This window comes from Soonwooa sp. T0.1_25 (genome assembly GCF_057652215.1).
On sequence record NZ_JBYFBZ010000003.1, the window covers coordinates 125,393 to 145,122 of the forward strand.

Below are 19,730 nucleotides of genomic sequence, written 5' to 3' on the forward strand. Positions count from 1 at the left end.
AAAATAAACAATAAATGGAAAAGAATAAAATCTTTGATGAGGTTGAAAAAATGCTGAACGAACAAAATTTTAATATCATTACAAAAGACGACACAAGACCGTGGGGAGGTTTTTTTGTAATTGATGAAAATCAGGCGCAAGATTTTGCAAACATCTATTTTGATGGTATAGATGTGGACGGGCTGAGAATCGGTGGAAAGCTAAGTCCAAAAATTCTTTTGGTGGCGCCAGAAGCTAGATTAAGTTGGCAGTATCACCACAGAAGAGCTGAAATTTGGCAAGTGGTTTTAGGTACTGTCGGTATTAAAAGAAGTCCAACGGACGAGGAAGGCGAACTTGTTGAATACAAACCAAAAGATCAAATCAAGCTAAAGCAAGGCGAAAGACATCGTTTGATTGGTTTGGATAATTGGGGCGTTGTTGCAGAAATTTGGCAGCACGTTGACGCTTCCAATCCTTCGAATGAAGACGATATTGTAAGACTTCAGGACGATTTTGGTCGCTAGAATTTAAAATATGTAATTCAATATTATTTTAATTTTCATTAAGAAAACATTCTCATAGATTCTGTGAGAATGTTTTTTGACCGTCTCTCTGTCCCATGGATGCACGTAATATATGCATCATCAACCAAATAGGTTCATAATTCTTGTGAGAAAGTTGTCTTTGAAGTTCTTTAGTAGAAATTCCTTTTTTTGAAAAACTCATAAAAGCCATTGCTAAAAACCATTTCTGAATTGGAAGTTTTGATGATTCTAAAATGGTTCCGCTTCTCAGTGAGGTTCTAAAATTACAAACAATACATTGCCACATCCACTTGTTTTTTAGCAAATAATGATCTACACCACCACAACTTTTACATAATAACACCTTCTTTTTCTATGGATTCTTTTAAATGTTGCTTACAGCTTTCTTCTGTGGGGAACATTTCAATAAATTGTACTATATTCATAATGAGAAAGATATGGAAATATTGTCATACTGGCAACTTTACTGATAAACATATATTTTTTTATAACTTGTAATTATCGCAAATTTGCTTTGTAACTAATATAGATTTGTATTGGAAATCAACTCTCTATTTGGTATGGTAGTCTTGTATAAAAAAGGCTATCTCATTATGAGATAGCCCTTTTTTAATCATTATCAATCCTTATCCATCTGCCGTTTTCTACACCTTCATAGAAATGGTCGTTATGATAAATAATTGCTCCCTGAATATGAGGTTTGCTTGCCGGTAATCCTGTTAATATTTCTGGAGAAGCGCTTACATTTCTCAATAAAAAAACATCTGGCCCTTCTTTGATAACAATTCCGCTTCCCGGAATCAATCGGGCTTGATTTTCATCCACAGGTGGGTTTGAAATAATAACCGGTAATACTTCTGCCAAACGTCTTGCTCCCATATTTGTTGTACAGCCTCTCAACTCTGTTCCGTATAATTGAACAACACCTGGCGCCGTACATGCGGGATTAATATAAACCACAACATTCTTGTTGCTGATAATCGCTGGACAAGCCATACCGCTGGCAAAGCGGATACTTTTCAAACGATATACAAAAGTCCCTGCAATATTTCTGGGATGGTCAATAGTAGCCACCCCGCTTGAGTTAGACGTCACCTCCATATCTGCACCATTATTGATATTATACGTGAAAATATAAATTTGGTTCGTAAGGCTTCCTTTGAAGGTTACCGTAACATCACCTGTCGGCTGCTGTAGTGCATTTAATGCTGCCGTAGAGGTATTGTCTGCAGGCAAGGCAACGGACGAAATCGTAAAGTTTTCTGTAATATTACATCCATCCTGAGCATACACCACTTTTACACTGTAATTTCCCGGCTGGGTAAAAGTAACCATTGGCGAAGTGCTGATGACTCCGGCATTCGGTGCTCCAATTTTTGTCCAGGTATATGATGCATTTGGATCTGTTCCGTATAATGCTGCTGCATCATAAGTTTTAGGAAATTCTGAAGCACAAAGTGTTTTGTTGCCACCAAAACCTGCTGCCTGAACATTGGTAGGCACAATGGTAAGATTAGTTGTATTACCCAAATCCTGGCTATTTCCATAAGCACTGACAGGACGTGAAAAACTTATGTCTTTTACAGATGCGTAAAATATAGTATAAGCAGCTGCCGGATCAAGATTGATGATAGTTTGACCGGAAGCAGCTGTTCTGCTCACGTTAATCCTATTACATGAAGTTCCTGTCATAAAGAGATTTTCTGTTACCGTTTGTCCACTGGCGATGGTATATGTTCCGGGATTGAAATATAAAGTTTTGTAATTGCCTTTTGATGATAGTGTACCGCTTCCAAGGAAAGTTACTTTATTGAAATTATGAACAGGAGTTCCACCATTTAATGTACCTGCCGTTGTTATCGTCACATCTCCGAAGTTGTTTACATTTGTTACACGAACATAGAAGTTACCCGTTGTTATTTTAGAATCGATGGCATTTATCGTTACCGGGTAATTGTTGTAGGAATCAATAGTAAAGATAGGACTATTAACAACTGATTGTCCAAAGTTTAGTACAGGACCTATATTCTGAGGATAAATTAATTCAAATTTGGAGGTGCTTACTGTAGTCAAAGAATAATTATTGGTTTTAAAACTTTTCACATTCGTTCCTGTCAAGCCGCCATAGTAATCACTCTGAAGCTCAAAATAATCCTGGGTAGCAGCGATACTGATTAGTGTGCTGACCCCTTTGGTATCAATATATCGGGTAATTCCCGGAGTTGCGCTCTGTTGCATTATAATGTTGAAAGGAACTGTAGATCCGGTTGGTACACTAACAGTTGCATCACTTTGTAATGTAAGATTTCCGTTTATGGATAATAAATATACCCGATAAGGATCTGTTCCAAAATGTAGAATGGGTTTATTAGGAGCATTATCAAATGTCATATTCTTTACATTCCTGTTAGCTGATATATATATCCTGTTTTGTTCAGCCGTAAATCCGGAATTGACATCAAAGAAAACATTATCCGTAGCACGCGGTGGAAAACAATCGGTTAAAGGTGTTCCTCCCGAAGTTAAAGACCAGTGCTGTGCATCATCAAAATCACCTTGTCCTCCTATCCAATAAAGATCCCTGGCAGCGGGAATAGTATTGAAATTAAAACCCGCATTATTACCGGCATCAATACTAGCACTTACTTCGTAGGTTTGACCTCCGGATGACGATAGGTTTCTAAGATATGTATTGGTAATTTTAAAGTCAATAGTGTTATAGCTAGGGATAATAATTTTTTTAATCGATGCATCATTACCAATTATTGCCAGCTTATCGGAAGAGCAGTTTCCTATCAGATTCATTTTTTGTTGCACATAGATATCATTTCCAAGGGAAATCGTATTTTTCCCGCTAATATTAAGAGTATTTACTTTATTTAAGTTTCCAAGAGCCAATGTACGAAACCCTGGCCCTGCATAAGCAGTGGAACCAGAATAAGGAAGAATATTAAGTTCATTGATTGTACCTTGTGGAAAACTAAAAGTAGCATAATATCCTGAATTAGAGGAATTATCCTGATAGGAAGGTGTAATATTTATCTTTTCGATATAATGATTAAGCGCATTAAAGCTTGATGCCAGGTATTGGTAATATGCTGGTGTAATATTAATAACACTATTGATATCCTGTATTGGCTGAACGGTATTTACTATGATAGAATTAGTATTTACTGTACTGTTATTCAGTATAAGCTTTTCCCCGGCAAAGGACATAGCCGGTGCTTGTACTGTAATACCTGTAAAATCTAATGTCGCACCAGTATATTGCCGGAGATTGAGATTTGATTTTATTATATTGGTAGCTTTCCAGATAGCATTTCCTGTAAAATTAATTGAAGTGATGCCGCTTATTCCTGCTGTATTAATTGTTTTTGTGATACCTGCCGGTTTTCCCTGGTTAATGAAACTCCAATTCCTGTAACCGTCTCCATAATAACCGTCTACTGCAAAATTAGACTGTAAACTAAGATTACCATTGATGTTAATAGAGAAAGTACCCATATAAAGTCTAACACTTGCAGGCGCTGGAACAGTCCAGGTCATATCATTTACAAAAACGTTGCTGTTCAGTAAAATTGTATTACCATTACCTGCAAACCCTGAATTGGCATCAAAAAAGACATTATCATATATCGTAGGTGTACCACAACGGTTGGCAGAATCTGTACTGCCGCTTACCAAAGACCAGTGCGTTTCGTCATCCCAATTGCCTGCACCACCAACCCAATACAGGTTTTTTCCGGTAGGTGCTGTAAATGTTATTCCTGTATTGTTCCCATTATCAATAGAATTATCTGCTAATACAGTTGCTCCACTCGCCGTTATATTGGTTATATTTAATCTGTTGAGCTGAACAATTCCGTTACCATTGACATTACTTCCCAACACCAATTTTCCCTTTTGCGCAGATGAGATCCCGCTCATATTCTGCATAGAAGAACAGGCATTTCTGTTAAAAAGAAATACATCGGTAACAGAGAAAGAGGGACTGTAACCGTAATTACCGAAAATTATCCCTCCGGTTCCATTGTGAATAAAGCTTTTGGTAGAAATTGTAGAATTGGATGTATTATACCCGTTAAGAAGAAAATCTGTTCCGCTTACGACCTGCATCGTATTGGCAGAAATTTTTCCCCGAACACCTACGCTTCCAGTGCCATTAAAAATAATAGTATCAATGAAATGATTATTGGTATCACTATTAACTGTAACTCCGCCAACTCGGGCAGTAGTATTTTGAGCATTAATAGCCTGTATAGAGGAAATAGTAATATTGGTTGCAGTAATATCCGAATTGCTTATTGAAACCGAATTCCCGCCCAAAGTCATTTGCTGAACACTTATTTTACTGTTATCAGCAAAAAGATTGGCTGCCCCATTGGAACTGAAATTAAAGGCTCCAATGGATTTTAAATGATAATCACCAGCTGTATTGGGAGCAACCAGATAATAATTCCCCACTCCATTAACAGTAATATATGCCATAGTGTTTCCTTCGAAGCTTATATAATAATTCGCAGATGAAGATGTTCCTGAGAAATTAAAACTGGTATTGGTTGTATTTATTTGCATATTCTTTTGCAGGTAAACACTGCCATAAGAGGTTGCGGTATATACATTCCATTGTGGGATTCCAGGAACATTCAGCCATTTCATATCCCGGAATTCTGCATTTTGACCATTACTTGCAGAAACAATTAGCCCTGTCCCGGAATTCTGATCGAAAAAGACATCATCCCATCTCATCGGGACGCAATTTGCAGGTGTACCTCCAGAGGTCAAAGACCAATGAGAAGGATCGAACCAGTTGCCGGCTCCGCCTATCCAGTAGTACGTATGGGAAGTGTAATTGTTATAGGTAATATTGCCGATATTTCCGCCACCGTCTGTTGCGGCAGTATAGTTAGCCCCTCCGCCTGCATTAATGTTGGTAAAGGTATAATTGGGAAAATCCATTGCCACGCCTTTCGGTGCTATTATTTTTCCTTTATAAATATAGCCATTATTCGAAATCCCAAGTGACGGCGATATTCCTTTACAAGATACATTGGCGGTAAAGCTTTGGTTTATCTGAAGATAGTAATTAATATTAGTATTGTCTAAAGAATAAATCAAATTATTAAGGTTAAGATTATTTACAGAAATCAAACCACTAAATGTTGCATTACTGTTCATTACCATTTCATCAACATTCAAAACTCCTATTGTAGAGCTAATTACCGGCTTGTACATATTGGAACTCGAAGTAATTTTTTTTACGGTCTGTTGTTTTGTAAAGGTCAATCCAGGACTATTAATATTATAATTACTATAATAACTGTGCGTAGTATTATCGATTGTGGAATTAGAAAGATTAACCTTATCGTTGATGTTGGCAAAGGTTGTGTTAATGACGATATTTCCGAAATCAGAAACGGTGCTTGAAGTGTAATTGAATTTCTTTACAGTAATATTTTTACTATTGGTATCCAGCGAAGCGTTATCTTGTATCGTCAATATCATATCGAAATGTTCACCGCCAAGGTCATTGATCAGTTTCCATTTTCCGTTTCCTGTGAGAAAAACATACGCCGATTTAGTATTACCCCAACCACCACCATATTCGTAAGAAGTATTATTTATCCAGTAGATATCCGAGGGTATATCTATAAGATTGGGTGTGATCTGTGTATTATCATACATTAGCGTCATACCAGTATTCTCTGATAGATAAGCACCTTTCCGCCATTGTACATTTCCGTAGATACGAATACCAGCGGTTAGTGTAAAATTACCGGTAAAGCCATCCTGAACAGTAAAATTTTTACATATTGCTGACGAACTGGAGATACTAGCCATAGATGCCGTAAACCCACTAGAATTGGTAATAAAAACATTATCATATCTGGAAGGAATAATAGTCGCTTGTGGTCCCGTTGACGAGCCGATCCGCCAATGGTTGAGGTCACTCCAGGAGCCTGCACCGCCAACCCAGTAATAATCGCTTTGTGCAAGGATCTGTTGACAGAGAGCCAGAAAGAAAATGAGATATAGTTTTAGTTTCATTTGATGAGAATTACATTATAAAAAGAATTGAAGAATAGTTATACTTCAACTGAATAAATAGATTGTACAGAATTAATTTTGGATTATTTTCCTTTTTTCAGGAGTTCTATTTCTTTTTGTAATTCTTTGATTTTGATATTCTGATCCTGAGCGTTTTTCAGTAAAATAGGAATCAGTTCGTTATAGTTTACCGATTTATAGGTTTCCGAATCGCTGTTTACGATATTGGGAAGTACTTTTTCTACTTCCTGAGCGATAAGCCCGTATTGAAGCTGGGCATTTCCACCTTTCTTTTTTCCGTTCTCGTTCCAGAAATAAGAAACAGGATTTAGTTTTAATATTATTTCATCTGCATTAGAAATCGGAGTGATGTTTTGTTTTAATCTTGCATCCGAATTATAGTCCACAGCGCTGGCTTTCACCGTTCCTGCAACATCTAGCTTAGCAGAAGGAGAGGGAGTATTAGTTCCGATTCCGACACTTCCAATCCCCGAAAAAATTAGATTTTTACCGTTCAAGTCAACATTTCTTGCTGCCAAAGCTGTTGTAATTGTTCCATCAGCTGTATAAATATTGGAATTTACTCCGCCGATGTTTTCCCAGATTGTTCCATTCCAATAATAGTAACCGGGTTGGATAATCTTTGCAACGCTTGCATTAGAAACCGTAGGGGCTGATGTGGCATATATCATCAGAGATTCTGTTCCTGATTGCAGGTTGTTAGTCATTGTCTTGATTTGATCCCCAGTGAGTCTTGGTATCATAAGGCCTTCGGTCTGTGCAGTACCATCGGTTTTTGCGACAACTTCTAACGTGGATTTAGGTGTTACAGTATTGATTCCTACTTGGGAAAATAAGAACGAGCCGGAAAAAAATGCAACTAAAAAAGGTGCATTAAGTAATGTGTTGCGAGATGAGCTCAGAATCATCGTGTGTTTCATAATGTAATAGTTTTTAGTAGTTTTTAGTAGTTTATTTTTTTCAGTTTAAATGCTTTAAGCTATCATAAAGGATACTTTTAGATTTCTCAATGAGTTCATTGGACCGGTAAATCTTGCTGGTAATGATGCAGCTTTCAAAAAGCAGGTAAATATGTGCAGACAGAAGTTCATCATTGATTTCATTATCAAAACAAATTCTTAATCTCCTCTTATGCTCTCTGATAATATAATGAATTTCTGTTTTATCTTCGGGGACTTCAAAAAGTATATTTAGAAAGCTGCAACCTCTGAAATTTTCTTTTTCATTCATATGCATCAGAAAATCAAAAGACTTGAGAATTTTAATTTTAGGACTGGGAGATCCGTCGGTAAATTTTTCAAGCTCTGCAACCCAGTAATCAAATCTTCTCTCCAAAAATTCTATACACAAATCGTCTTTCGACTTGAAATGGGCATAAAATGTGGCTTTAGAAACATTAGCTTCCTGTATGATCTGGTTAATTCCTGTATTACTGAAGCCTTGTCAGTCAAATAAATCACTCGCAGTTATTAAAATTCTTTCCCGTGGAAGTTGCATTATTTTTTTTAACAAATTTAACAAAAATCGAACATATTGGTCTGTTTTTTTTTTAAACATTTAGAACTTTAAATTTCTACATAACAAGGTGTTGTTTTTTAATTTAATCCGATCTTATTTCTTATTAGAATATAAACAATGATCACGCAGGTTATAGAAATATATTAATAAAATTTGTACAAAAAAGTATTAAGATTAAAAAAAAAAAAATAGTCCTTCAAAGTTTTATTTCAATTAAAATATGAGGGATCAGAAATCATATTATGGATATTTTCACTGTTGTCAATCTGCAAAAATCGTTCTAAGGTATAAAGCGTCATGACATAAAAATGAAAGATACAAATAGATAAACAATCTTACCCGTTGTGCATTATGAATTAAAAAGTAAAAAGTTGTTCATTTGATTGAAAATCAGTAAATTGAATTACCTACAAAACATTTACAATGAACAACTTACTTCCAAATTACGAAAGAATTTTGGAAGTTTTGAAAAAATTATCAAATGAAACTCTTCTATCTTACCAAAGAAGAATTCCTAAACTAAGCGATTTAGAATTAATAAGTCTCGCATTAACGACAGAATATATGGGTATTGATAGTGAAAATCATCTATTTCGTCATATTCCTCAAGTAATTAAAAATAAAATAGAACGAAGTGTTTATAATCCTCGCAAAAGAAGACTTTCTGATAGTATAAATGAAATTCGTTTAAAGTTAGTTCAATATTTTAATGAGTTTGAAAATTACTTTATCATCGACAGTATGCCTTTAGAAGTTTGTAAACTTTCCAGAAGCAACACCTCAAAAATATGTAAAGAGATGGAATATTGCTATCCAAATAGAGGATTTTGTGCTTCTCAGCAAATTTCATTTTATGGCTATAAGCTTCATGCGGTTTGTTATATTAGTGGTATTTTTCAAAGTATAAACATTAGCCCTGCATACGTTCATGATATTCACTATTTAAAAGACATTAAAGAACAATTATCCAATTGCACATTACTGGGTGATAAAGGCTATTTATCTTCCGAAATTCAAATTGACTTATTCAACTATGCAAATATAGAGTTGGAAACACCAAAAAGAGTGAATCAAAAAGACTATAAACCCCAATTTTATTTATTTAAAAAGCAAAGAAAAAGGATTGAGACACTCTTCTCTCAACAATGCGACCAATTTATGATTAGACGTAATTATGCTAAAACTTTTCAAGGATTTAAAACCAGACTTTTGGCCAAAATAACAGCATTAACAGTTGTACAGTTTATGAACAAAGAATACTTCAACAGAAACATTAACAACTTAAAAGTAAGTATCATTTAAAATGTACAATGGGTTGTGCTAATAACAATATATCGATCAACAAAGTAATTTATGAAGATCATTCAGCGAAAAGTTTTAATCGCCCTGAGTGGAAAAAATACCTTCTTGAAATAAGAGACAAAAGCCATAAAATCAACTTAGTCTTATTTACCAAGTGGAACAGATTCAGTTGTAATACAGCAGATGCTTATCAAATGATAAGTTTACTTCATAAAAATCACATTATCCCTCAATCTATTGAACAGCCATTGGATATGTCTGTTCCTGAAAACAAGCTTATGCTTGCGATTTATGTATCCACTCCGGAGGTAGAAAATGACAGAAGGGCACTCAACACGTTTCACGGTATGCGGAGAGCAAAAAATGAAGGTAGATTGATGGGAATTGCTCCATATGGATATATCAATAGAAGCCATGAAGATGGCAAAAAGTATATTGCCATCAAAGAGCCAGAAGGATCTAATATAGCCTGGGCATTTAACGAGGTTGCAAAAGGACATATTCCCGCAGATCATGTTCGATTGCAGATGAACAAAAGAGAGGGTGCTTCAATGTCAAGAAGTGCATTTGCAAAAGCTATGAGAAATCCGGTTTACTGTGGTAAAATATATATTGAGGAATATAAACAGGAAGAGGCCTATTACATTGATGGAAAACATGAACCACTGATTAGAGAAAGACTGTTTAATCAGGTTCAACAGATTATGGACAAAAAAAGAAGAGTAGAAGGACCGGGCGGAAGAGTATTAGAAAATGAACGTTTTCCATTACGTGGAATTTTGCGTTGTCCAAGATGTGGCAAAAATCTTACGGCAAGTGGGGCTAAAGGAAAGTCTAAAACGTATTACTATTATCATTGCCATTATAAATACGGATTTCGTTTTGATTCAGATCGATTAAATGAACTATTCGAATTGGAAATTTCGAAATTGGAATACAATCCTATCATCAAAGATTTGATGAAAGATATACTTTTAGATAACTACAAACAATTCACCTTTGATATAGATGCAAAAAGGAAGTCCATATCAAAAGAGATTAATGAGTTGAATGAGAAAGTTGCTAATGCAAGAGATAAATATCTTGCAGATAAATTAGATGAACAAGATTACAAAGAGGTAAAAAAAATAACAAAAGCACAAATTGAACAGCTGGAACAAGAGCTCCAGCATATTGTTTCAGAGAGTAAAATACTTGATATAAAAACAAAAATAGAAAATGCTCTCGACTCAATGGAAAACCTTGCAAATCTCTATCAACAGGGTGATTTACAGACAAAAAGAACGATAGGGTGTTTGATATTTCCTCAAAAAGTCGAATTTGACGGAAAAAGTTTTCAAACACCTAAAATGAATATTGTCGCTCAATGTATCTATCAGTATAACAACGGCTTAGGAAATAAAAAAAACCGACATAAGAGAAAAAAATCTACAAATGTCGGTCTTGTGACCTTGACGAGCGTATCTTCAAACACTTTTATGGATGATTTGGTTCGTTTGAGCCAAATTAAAAAGGATTTACCTCTTCCTAATTTAGAATTTAATTTTTTACAGTTATAAATTTTTTGCAAGATGATTGTATATATTTGAAATAATCGAAATTGGAATCGTTTAACTTCATTTTACTTCGATTGGTTTTCCCTTTTTATCATAAAGATTTTAACTCCAGTATTTAATTTGTGTATAGTTAATAGCGTTTATACAAAGATGAAACTTGGTACATTGAAGTATATTGTTGAGTAAATAAAAATTAAAACAATGCTTTTGCCGAAAACTTATTATCATTTGGAAAATAATATTATATTTTCTAATTCATACAAGATCGTCCATTCAATTTAATTCACAAAAATTTGATGTTATCTTACTTTTTTCTCTAAACATATCTAATAATGAAAAAAGACAGCCCGAGAGCTGCCTTTTCAAAACTTGGGTTCTGATGGTTTTGTTTTATTTTTTGATGACTTTGAAAGATTTTGTAGTTCCATCCATCATTTTTAAATTGATAATATACAATCCTTTTGATAATGAAGATAGGTTTAATGATTTTTCAGGCTTAAGATTCTTAATCGTTTTTCCAGAGTTATCATTAATAGAAATTGATGCGATAGAATCTAGGTTCGATATATTAATAACATCTACAAATGGATTTGGATAAATGCTAATCAGTTTTTTATTCAAATCATTAATAGACAAAAATGAACCTGTAGTGAAAGAAGATTCCGAACAACCAATGGCTGTTTCAGTAGAACTATCTGGAACAATTTTTACAAAATAAGTTGTATTTTCTTCTAAACCTTGTAATTGATAAGTTGTTGATGTGACATAAGCTGACACTAAATCATATTTTCCAGAGGATTTTCCTACGAAAACTTTGTAGCTGGTCGCTCCGTTTACTGCTAGCCAACTCACAGTAGGAACTCCGTTTGGAGATGTTCCATTAGAAGGAAGTGTTACTGTTGCACAAGAAAGTGGCGAAACATATTGCGGACAAGAATTACCTGTTACAATTGGAGAAGCCAATAGCCAGTTGGACTTTGTTCCTGCCAATGCAAAGTTATTCAATGTTACGGAGTTACTTTTTCCTGTTTCATCTACCAATGTGGTCACAGCGCTATTATCAGCTTCATTGTTCCCTTGGTTGAATTTGAAATAACTCACCAATCCATCCTGAGAAACTGGATTGGCAACTTCACAGCTTTTGCTATTTTTCAATTCGTTTTCGCTGAGTGCTCTGTTCCAAATACGAACCTCATCTATATCGCCTTCGAAGTGTTCATCAATACCGTTTCTCTGGCTACCTCCAATGAGAAATGAAGTACCTGTTGTATTTAGATTCATCGTCGCGCTTTGCACAAGTACACCATCCACATATAACTTTATTGTACTATTTTTTAGCGTTACCGCCACATGATGCCATTGATCATCTCGTAAATTGTATGGACTAGTTGTATCATTAAATTCGCCAACAAAGGCCAAATTGCCATTAGAAAGCATTAAACAAAATCTTTTGGAGTTAGCGTAAGTTCCATAATTGAAAATCGCGGATGATGTATAAGGGCTTGTTCTTACTGATGGCGCTTTTATAACAGCTTCTATTGTTCTTTCTGCCGAACCTTGTGGTAGAAAAGAATTTGTTCCCGAGATATAATCATTAATCCCGTCAAAATTAAGAGTAGTTGCAGCGGGCGCATCTATATATCGGATTTTTGCACCCCAAGTATCAGCAACTAAAATCCTTCCGTTTTTTGTTACAAATGTAGAAGTTGGAGCATTCAAGGTTGTGTTTGGAAATGTCGTCACTGTTTTTCTATCGGCTGATATTTTTCTAATCCAATTACTGCTTGTAACAGCGAGGTATATATTTCCAGAAGAATCTAATCTCAAGTTATGAGGATTATAGAATCCGTTTACCAGTAATTGTCTATCCGTACCATCTTTTTTTATGGAATAGACTGCACCATTATCCGTGTAATATAACAAATCCAAATTTGGATCATAGGTAATACCCATAGGACTTATCAAACTAGCAATGTTAGTGTGGCCAGTTCCATCTTCTTTTACTTTTTGAAGATTTTTACTCTGATTGCCTATAAAATAGATATGATTATCATTACCAGACGTTAGATAATAAACACCCGGAGCAGGTGCAATAATTTCTGGATTAGTCCCATCGAGATTCATTTTCATTAGGTTTCCGCCAACCAGAGCAAACAATTTGTTATTACTGATCAAAAGACCGTAAACATTGCCTGAAAAAGTATTCAATACAATGGGATTGCTTCCGTCGGCATTGGTTTTAATAATTCTTCTGTTTCCAGTATCACTGATGTAAATGCTACCATCCTGATCTGCAATCACATCATAAGGTGCGTTGAGATTATCTACTAAGATTGTTTGAGCTGAGATAGGAATACCTAAAAATAGGCAAACTCCCAGACAAACCATTTGGAAAAAAGTTTTCATAATCGTTTATTTTTACTAATTGTTGAAGCAAAAATAATCACAGCTAATTTGACATAATATAAAACTGGGACGAAATGCAGAACTTTGTAGATGAAAGGAAAAAATTGACTATAAATTTTGTCTGAAATTCCTAGAAAGTGGTAGTCTAAAGCTTTTTACAACCACTTCATCGGATGATATTTTTTCCAAAAAAGAAGAGTTTATAAAAATAGAACGATGGATTTGTTTAAAGGTTGAAGGCAATTCTTTCGAAAACTCCAGCAAAGTATTTCTGATAGTGAACTTAGAATTTGTAGTGATAATATCAAGATAATTTCGATCGGATTGGATGTAAATAATGTCGTCCAATTTTAATTTAATATCATTGTAACCATCTTTCACAAAGACATATTGCTTTTGTTTTTTCTGGATGATGATTTTAATCGCAGTCAGCAAATCCACTTCTCTAATTGGTTTTGTGAGATAAGATTCTGGAGAGATTTTGAGTGCATCTTCTATCGTTTTAGAATCAGTCTGTCCAGTAATAAAAATGATACTGCAATCTTCACTTTTTTGTTGGCTCAGCGCTATACCTTCCAGATTGCCTTCCAGATTGATGTCCATCAAAATCAAATCCGGCTTCATTATTTCCATTTTTTCCTGAGCTTCTTTCACAGAATGAGCCATAGAAATAGCCTCGCAACCATTGCTCTCCAAAATATCTTTGATGTAATCTGCAATCAGAACCTCGTCTTCAACAATTAAAATTTTGATAAAATTCACAACCTACAATTTCATATTAAAACTAAACTTAAAACCATTTTCCAAATCGATTCTATATTCTATTTTTAATTGACGACAGAGTTTTTCCACGAGATTCAGTTTCGTGATTTCATTTTTCGCCTCGCCATTATCTTCGTATTGAAAATAGATTTTACTTTCGTCAGTATCAATTTTGAGATCTATATTTTTATTATCCTGATTCGGAAAAGCGTGTTTCATAGAATTCATACAAAGCTCTGTAACCAGCAATCCGAGATACATCACGCTATTGACAGGAATCACCAAATCTTTCACATCAAACTTAACTTTGATATGATTTTCAACAAACAGGAAATCAAGATTTTGTTTAATTTCCAATAAAAACGATTTCAGATTCAGATTTTTCTTGTCTTGATTATCATACAATTGACGATGCAAAATCCCCAAAGAATCGATTTTCGCAATGATTCTCTTGTTACTCAGATCATCATTAGAATTCTTTTTCAGCTCATTATCAATCAAAATCCTCACAAGCTGAAGATTATTGTTGATGCGATGATGCGTTTCGGAAACCAGGAACTCATTCTGCTGAGAAACAACGGTCAATTTCTTATTTTGCTTTGTGATAATCTTGACATAATTAAGCAAGATAACAGTGAAAATCAGAATTGCAATCAATCCAAAAAGAATAGCATATTTTAGAAGATTCTGTCTTTTGATTTCTTCTTCCTTTAGCAAAAGAAGCTTTTTATTCTCTTCGATTGTTTTTTCCTTTTCGGCAATTTTAAAACGTTCTTCATATTCCAAAACTTTATCATCATACAATTTGTGATAATAATCTTCTGTCAGGTTTAATCTGATTCTCAGGTATTTGTGAGCTTGTACATAATCGCCCGTTTTCTCATAGACGTTTTGCAAATGATCCGCAAAAACAAGTTGATTATAGCTGAGTTTATTTGCCTCGGAAAGATGATAACCTGCAATAGCGACGTTGATTGACTCATCATAATCTTTGGTCAAATCCAAATTTCTGGAAAGATTGATCATCGCATCGGATTGCAACTGGATATTGGAATTTCTTCTCGCCAAGTTAATAACCTGTTGTAACTGCTCTATAGCTTTTCGGTAATTTTTCCTGCCTTCGTAAATATTTGCAATCTCCATCATAGAGATCAGTTCGTTTTCAGAATCTTTTAATTCTCTTGAAAGGACCAAAGATTTCTGTGAATATATCAGGACACTGTCGGAATTGACTTTATATTTTGAAAAAAGAGCGGCCTTCCTGTTGTAATATTTTATGAGATACAAATCCTTGATTTTGTGGTTTCTTAAAATGTTTTCACAGATACTAAAATATTCTTCAGCTTTTTTGAACAATCTGCGGTATCTGTAAAATTCTGCCAGATGTGTGTAAACATAAAACTCTTCCTGCAAAAGTTTTTTCTGTTTGAAAATCCGAAGTGCATTTTTATAAGCCTCGGGAGATTTTTCATACTCTTGCTTCAGCTTGTAGGCATTTCCAAGCTCTACATATAAAAAGGCTTTGCTGATTTCGGATTTTGATTTTGAAATGTGTTGATTAATGTAAACAATTGCAGAATCAATTTTATTTTGGCGAATGAGCTGGTGCGAATATTGAATTGGATTTTTGTCATTAGCATCTATAAAAATAAAACTCAACAAAAAACATAATCCGAATATTTTTGGAATTATATAAATTTTTGGAATTATTTTTTTCATTTTGACAATCTGTAAATCAATTTACAAAATAAAGGTATTTTATAACAATATCAAATTTATCTAAACTTAACCGACTTTTCTAATATATTATTAATTCAATATCTCCTGTAAGGTATAAAGCGCTATATCACAGTTCCGAATCTATTTTTAATGGTAAATAATGCTAGGTGTTAAAATAAAACCTTGCTTAAATATTAGAAAAAAATTATAGAGAATAATTACGAAACACTTTATTTCTGCTGAGAATTTATAGCTTCGAAAGAACCATCTTTAAAAAATTGCGCCAACTGTCATCAGTTGGCGCCATTTGGCAATGTGTGTGACCTCGATAGGATTCAAACCTATAACCTTCTGAGCCGTAATCAGATGCGCTATTCAGTTGCGCCACGAGGCCGTTGTTACCTTGTTTCGTAAGGGTTTGCAAATATAACACTTTTTTCTTTTCTTTGAAATATGAAAGCACTTTTTTTTATTTTATTTTCATTTTTCTGTTTAACATCGTGTAAGAAAAAAGAAATTCCAACTGCCGAAAACGCTGTAATTATTTCAGAACGTTTAAGTTATAAAAATGACGGAAAGCAGTTTGTCCTGAAGTCAGGAAAATTCGAAAATTCTTTTAATTCCTCAAAATTAGGCTTCAAAAAAGTGGTTTTGCTCAATTCTTCGTTGTTAGGCTTCTTTACAGAGCTTAATTTGGTGGACAGAATTGTTGGACTTTCTAGTCCAGAGTATGTTTTTGATGAAAATATTAGAAAATCTGTAGCTTCTAACAAAATCGCAAATATCGGTAACGAACAAAAATACGACGTCGAAAGAATTCTTTCTTTAAAACCAGACGCGATTTTTACAAACTATGTTCCGAGCTTCGAAAATACTTATGAGATCCTTAGAAAAACCAATATTCAAATTATTTTCCTTGACGAATATTTGGAAACGACGCCACTTAACAAGTCAAAATATTTGTTGTTGTTTGGTGAATTATTCGGTGTTAAAGATTTGGCGGAACAGAAATACAAATCTATTGAAACAGGATATCAATATCTGAAACAGTTAGCATTAAAAAGTGCCGAAAAACCGGTTGTTCTTTGCAACGAAATGTACGGAAGTCAATGGTTTTTACCAGGCGGAAAATCTGCAGCAGCTAATTATTTTCGAGACGCGAATGCTAATTATATTTTAGCAGAAAATACGGAAATTAATGCAATTCCACTTAGTTTTGAAGAAGTTTACAAAAAATCTGAAAATGCAAAATATTGGGTGAATATTGGCGCTTATCAAACGAAGCAAGCGATGTTAAATATCAATCCTAATTATTCGAAAATGAAGGTTTTCCAAAATGGAAAATTGTACATGATTAACAACCGCGAAGTTGGGATGGCAAACGATTATTTCCAAAGTGGTGCTGTGCGTGCGGATTTGGTTTTAAAAGATTATATCAAAATTTTTCATCCAGAATTATTTCCGAAAGAGAATCTTTATTATCTTAAAGAATTGAAATAATGATGAAATCTACAGTTCAACCGCTTAATTTTTTCTCGGCAGTTATGCTGTTTCTCGGTCTTATGGCTGGGCAAACAATTATTGCATTTGCGGCCGCTTTATGCATTTACGTTTTTCATATCGATTATGCTTCGTCATCGTGGTTTATGCTGATTGGCTATATGTTAAGTATGGTTTTGCCACTTATTTTTTATCAATTTTTTGTTTTAAAACCCAAAGGTCTCGATTTAAAATTTGACTTTAAAAAAAATACGTTCGTTACTTATATATTAGCGTTTCCGTTAATGTTTGGGATGATGTTGATTGCCGAATATTTGGTGACTTTGGTCCCAACCAGTGGTTATTTCTTCGGTAATTTGTACAAAAATTTTACCAATCAAATGTCATCATTAGCGGTGGATAATATGACAATGATTTTGTTAACGGTGATTTTGGCGCCACTTTTAGAAGAATTTTTATTCCGAGGTTTAATTCAAAAATCGATTATTAAAACAGGCTTAAATCATAAAATAAGCATTCTTATTTCCGCTTTTATTTTTGGTGCCTTTCATGTCTATCCATGGCAGTTTGTCGGAGCTTTTTTATTGGGTATAGTTTTAGGAATTGTTTACGAAGAAACAAAATCTCTCGTGTTACCAATACTTTTACACGCTTTCAATAATTTGATTTCTGCTTTAATCATGATGAAGTATGGTCCAGATACAACACAAGGCATTCTTCCGATTGAGCCAATCTACAGTTTTTTGATTGGTGTAGGGATTTTTAACATATTTATGTTGGCGTTTACTTTCTGTTTTCGAAGAAAAGCTAGTATCTTTGAAGGATAAATTATGCTCGATGGAAATATTGGTTGCGACACACAATCTTCACAAAAAAGAAGAAATTCAACAGATTTTAGGCTCAGATTATTTTGTTTTAAGTTTAACAGATTATGACTTAAACGAAGAAATTGTTGAAGATGGACATTCTTTCGCAGAAAATGCTTTAATAAAGGCTAAATATTGTTTCGAAAAAACAGGAAAACCAAGTCTTGGTGATGATAGCGGATTGGTTGTAGAAGCGTTGGATGGTCGTCCAGGCATTTATTCTGCACGTTACGCTGGCGATCACGATTTCAAAAAAAATATCGAGAAAGTTCTTGACGAAATGAAAGACGAAACCAATCGTCGTGCTTATTTTATCACAGTTTTATGCTTGGTTGATGCTTCTGGAGAACATTATTTTGAAGGACGTGTTTATGGTAATTTAACTAAAGAAGTCTTTGGTGAAGGTGGTTTCGGTTACGATCCGATTTTTATGCCAGACGATCATAATACAACTTTTGCAGAAATGCCAGTTTCAGAAAAAAATAAAATTTCGCACAGAAGTAAAGCACTTAAAACATTTTTAGACTATCTTTCAGTAAATCCTTTGTAAAATAAATTCGTGAGTACATATCTGACCATATTAGGTTTTAATTCCGCAATTCCGACAATTAATTCGTCGCCAACAGCGCAGCTTTTGGAGATGGAAGAACGTATGTTTTTGATCGATTGTGGAGAAGGAACTCAGGTCCAGTTACGGAAAGCAAAAGCGAGGTTTTCTAAGCTTAATCATATTTTTATTTCGCATCTTCATGGTGATCATTGTTTTGGATTGCCTGGTTTAATAGCGTCTTTCAGACTTTTGGGTAGGACGACACCTTTGCATGTCTACGGTCCAAAAGGCATTAAGAAAATGCTTGAAACAATTTTTACAATTACTGAAACACATCGCGGTTTCGAAATCGTGTATCACGAGTTGGATAAGAAAGTTTCGGAAAAAATCTATGAGGACAAAAGGCTAGAGGTGTTCACAATTCCTTTGGATCACAGGATATATTGTAACGGTTATTTATTTAAAGAAAAACCGAAAGAGCGTCATCTTAACATGGCGGCAATTTCTGAATATCCTGAAATCGAAATTTGTGATTATCAAAATCTTAGAAACGGAAAAGATTTCGTTTGTGAAGACGGAACAACAATCCCAAATGCGGAATTAACAACAGATCCAAAACCTTCGGTTTCTTATGCTTTTTGTAGTGACACACGTTACAAAGAAGATATTATTCCTTTAATAAAAAATGTAGACGTATTGTATCACGAGTCGACTTTTTTACACGAACTGAAAGAAATGGCGGACTACACAGGTCACACAACAGCGCAAGAAGCTGCAACTATTGCGAAGAAAGCTGAGGTTGGTAAATTGATCATGGGGCATTTCTCTAATCGTTATGATGATTTGACAGTGATGACGACTGAGGCTCGTGAAGTTTTCCCAAATTCTTATCTCCCAAAGGCTTTAGAATGTATTAAGCTTTAGAAATTCGGTATTTTAAAAAGACAATTATTTA

Annotated in this window: 14 protein-coding genes, 1 tRNA gene and 1 pseudogene; 7 read left to right on the top strand and 9 right to left on the bottom strand. The window is 34.4% G+C overall.

Going from position 1 to position 19,730, the window contains the following annotated elements; translation table 11 throughout:
- Window positions 1–14 precede the first annotated feature (14 nt).
- Window positions 15–506, top strand: a complete 492-nt coding sequence (locus tag AC23MB_RS05775) for a cupin domain-containing protein (protein ID WP_312323414.1) — start codon at window positions 15–17, stop codon at window positions 504–506.
- 52 nt (window positions 507–558) lie between these two features.
- On the opposite strand, the gene AC23MB_RS05780 is transcribed toward AC23MB_RS05775, so the two are convergent.
- From AC23MB_RS05780 to AC23MB_RS05800, 5 genes and pseudogenes are all read right to left on the bottom strand, one after another.
- Window positions 559–813 (bottom strand): hypothetical protein, encoded by a 255-nt coding sequence (locus tag AC23MB_RS05780; RefSeq protein WP_313029790.1) that lies wholly within the window; start codon window positions 811–813, stop codon window positions 559–561.
- 323 nt (window positions 814–1,136) lie between these two features.
- Window positions 1,137–6,575: a beta strand repeat-containing protein gene (locus AC23MB_RS05785; protein ID WP_487786739.1), complete on the bottom strand. Its 5,439-nt coding sequence runs from the start codon at window positions 6,573–6,575 to the stop codon at window positions 1,137–1,139.
- Window positions 6,576–6,658: 83 nt separating this feature from the next.
- Window positions 6,659–7,516: a tail fiber domain-containing protein gene (locus AC23MB_RS05790; protein ID WP_487786740.1), complete on the bottom strand. Its 858-nt coding sequence runs from the start codon at window positions 7,514–7,516 to the stop codon at window positions 6,659–6,661.
- Between the two features lie 40 nt (window positions 7,517–7,556).
- Entirely contained in the window at window positions 7,557–7,931 is a 375-nt protein-coding gene (locus tag AC23MB_RS05795) for a hypothetical protein (RefSeq protein ID WP_374329096.1), read from the bottom strand.
- A gap of 18 nt (window positions 7,932–7,949) precedes the next feature.
- A pseudogene (locus AC23MB_RS05800) lies at window positions 7,950–8,027 on the bottom strand (TetR/AcrR family transcriptional regulator); the annotation flags it as partial.
- 510 nt (window positions 8,028–8,537) lie between these two features.
- On the opposite strand from AC23MB_RS05800, the gene AC23MB_RS05805 reads away from it, so the two are divergent.
- Both AC23MB_RS05805 and AC23MB_RS05810 read left to right on the top strand, forming a co-directional pair.
- Window positions 8,538–9,416 (top strand): IS982 family transposase, encoded by an 879-nt coding sequence (locus tag AC23MB_RS05805; protein ID WP_487786741.1) that lies wholly within the window; start codon window positions 8,538–8,540, stop codon window positions 9,414–9,416.
- A gap of 8 nt (window positions 9,417–9,424) precedes the next feature.
- Window positions 9,425–10,975, top strand: coding sequence for a recombinase family protein (locus AC23MB_RS05810; RefSeq protein ID WP_313028554.1), 1,551 nt, complete (start codon window positions 9,425–9,427; stop codon window positions 10,973–10,975).
- A gap of 387 nt (window positions 10,976–11,362) precedes the next feature.
- Here AC23MB_RS05810 and AC23MB_RS05815 read toward each other — a convergent pair whose 3' ends face one another.
- The 4 genes from AC23MB_RS05815 to AC23MB_RS05830 all read right to left on the bottom strand — a co-directional run bounded on the left by AC23MB_RS05815 (window position 11,363) and on the right by AC23MB_RS05830 (window position 16,253).
- Window positions 11,363–13,378: a LamG-like jellyroll fold domain-containing protein gene (locus AC23MB_RS05815; RefSeq protein WP_487786742.1), complete on the bottom strand. Its 2,016-nt coding sequence runs from the start codon at window positions 13,376–13,378 to the stop codon at window positions 11,363–11,365.
- Between the two features lie 108 nt (window positions 13,379–13,486).
- Complete coding sequence (locus AC23MB_RS05820; protein WP_312323529.1) at window positions 13,487–14,140, bottom strand: LytR/AlgR family response regulator transcription factor; 654 nt, start codon at window positions 14,138–14,140, stop codon at window positions 13,487–13,489.
- Window positions 14,141–14,143: 3 nt separating this feature from the next.
- On the bottom strand, window positions 14,144–15,859 hold the full coding sequence (locus tag AC23MB_RS05825; protein ID WP_487786743.1) for a sensor histidine kinase: 1,716 nt from the start codon (window positions 15,857–15,859) through the stop codon (window positions 14,144–14,146).
- A gap of 320 nt (window positions 15,860–16,179) precedes the next feature.
- Window positions 16,180–16,253 (bottom strand) — tRNA-Arg (locus AC23MB_RS05830).
- Window positions 16,254–16,312: 59 nt separating this feature from the next.
- Between AC23MB_RS05830 and AC23MB_RS05835 the strand changes: the two genes are divergently transcribed.
- The 4 genes from AC23MB_RS05835 to AC23MB_RS05850 are packed head-to-tail and all read left to right on the top strand — an operon-like array spanning window position 16,313 to window position 19,699.
- A complete protein-coding gene (locus AC23MB_RS05835; RefSeq protein WP_313028562.1) occupies window positions 16,313–17,359 on the top strand; it encodes an ABC transporter substrate-binding protein in 1,047 nt (348 codons plus the stop codon).
- Entirely contained in the window at window positions 17,359–18,186 is an 828-nt protein-coding gene (locus tag AC23MB_RS05840; protein ID WP_487786744.1) for a CPBP family intramembrane glutamic endopeptidase, read from the top strand. The genes AC23MB_RS05835 and AC23MB_RS05840 overlap by 1 nt, the downstream gene beginning before the upstream one ends.
- Window positions 18,187–18,196: 10 nt before the next feature.
- Window positions 18,197–18,775: an RdgB/HAM1 family non-canonical purine NTP pyrophosphatase gene (gene rdgB / locus AC23MB_RS05845; RefSeq protein WP_079665645.1), complete on the top strand. Its 579-nt coding sequence runs from the start codon at window positions 18,197–18,199 to the stop codon at window positions 18,773–18,775.
- 9 nt (window positions 18,776–18,784) lie between these two features.
- A complete protein-coding gene (locus AC23MB_RS05850) occupies window positions 18,785–19,699 on the top strand; it encodes a ribonuclease Z (protein WP_487786745.1) in 915 nt (304 codons plus the stop codon).
- Window positions 19,700–19,730 lie beyond the last annotated feature (31 nt).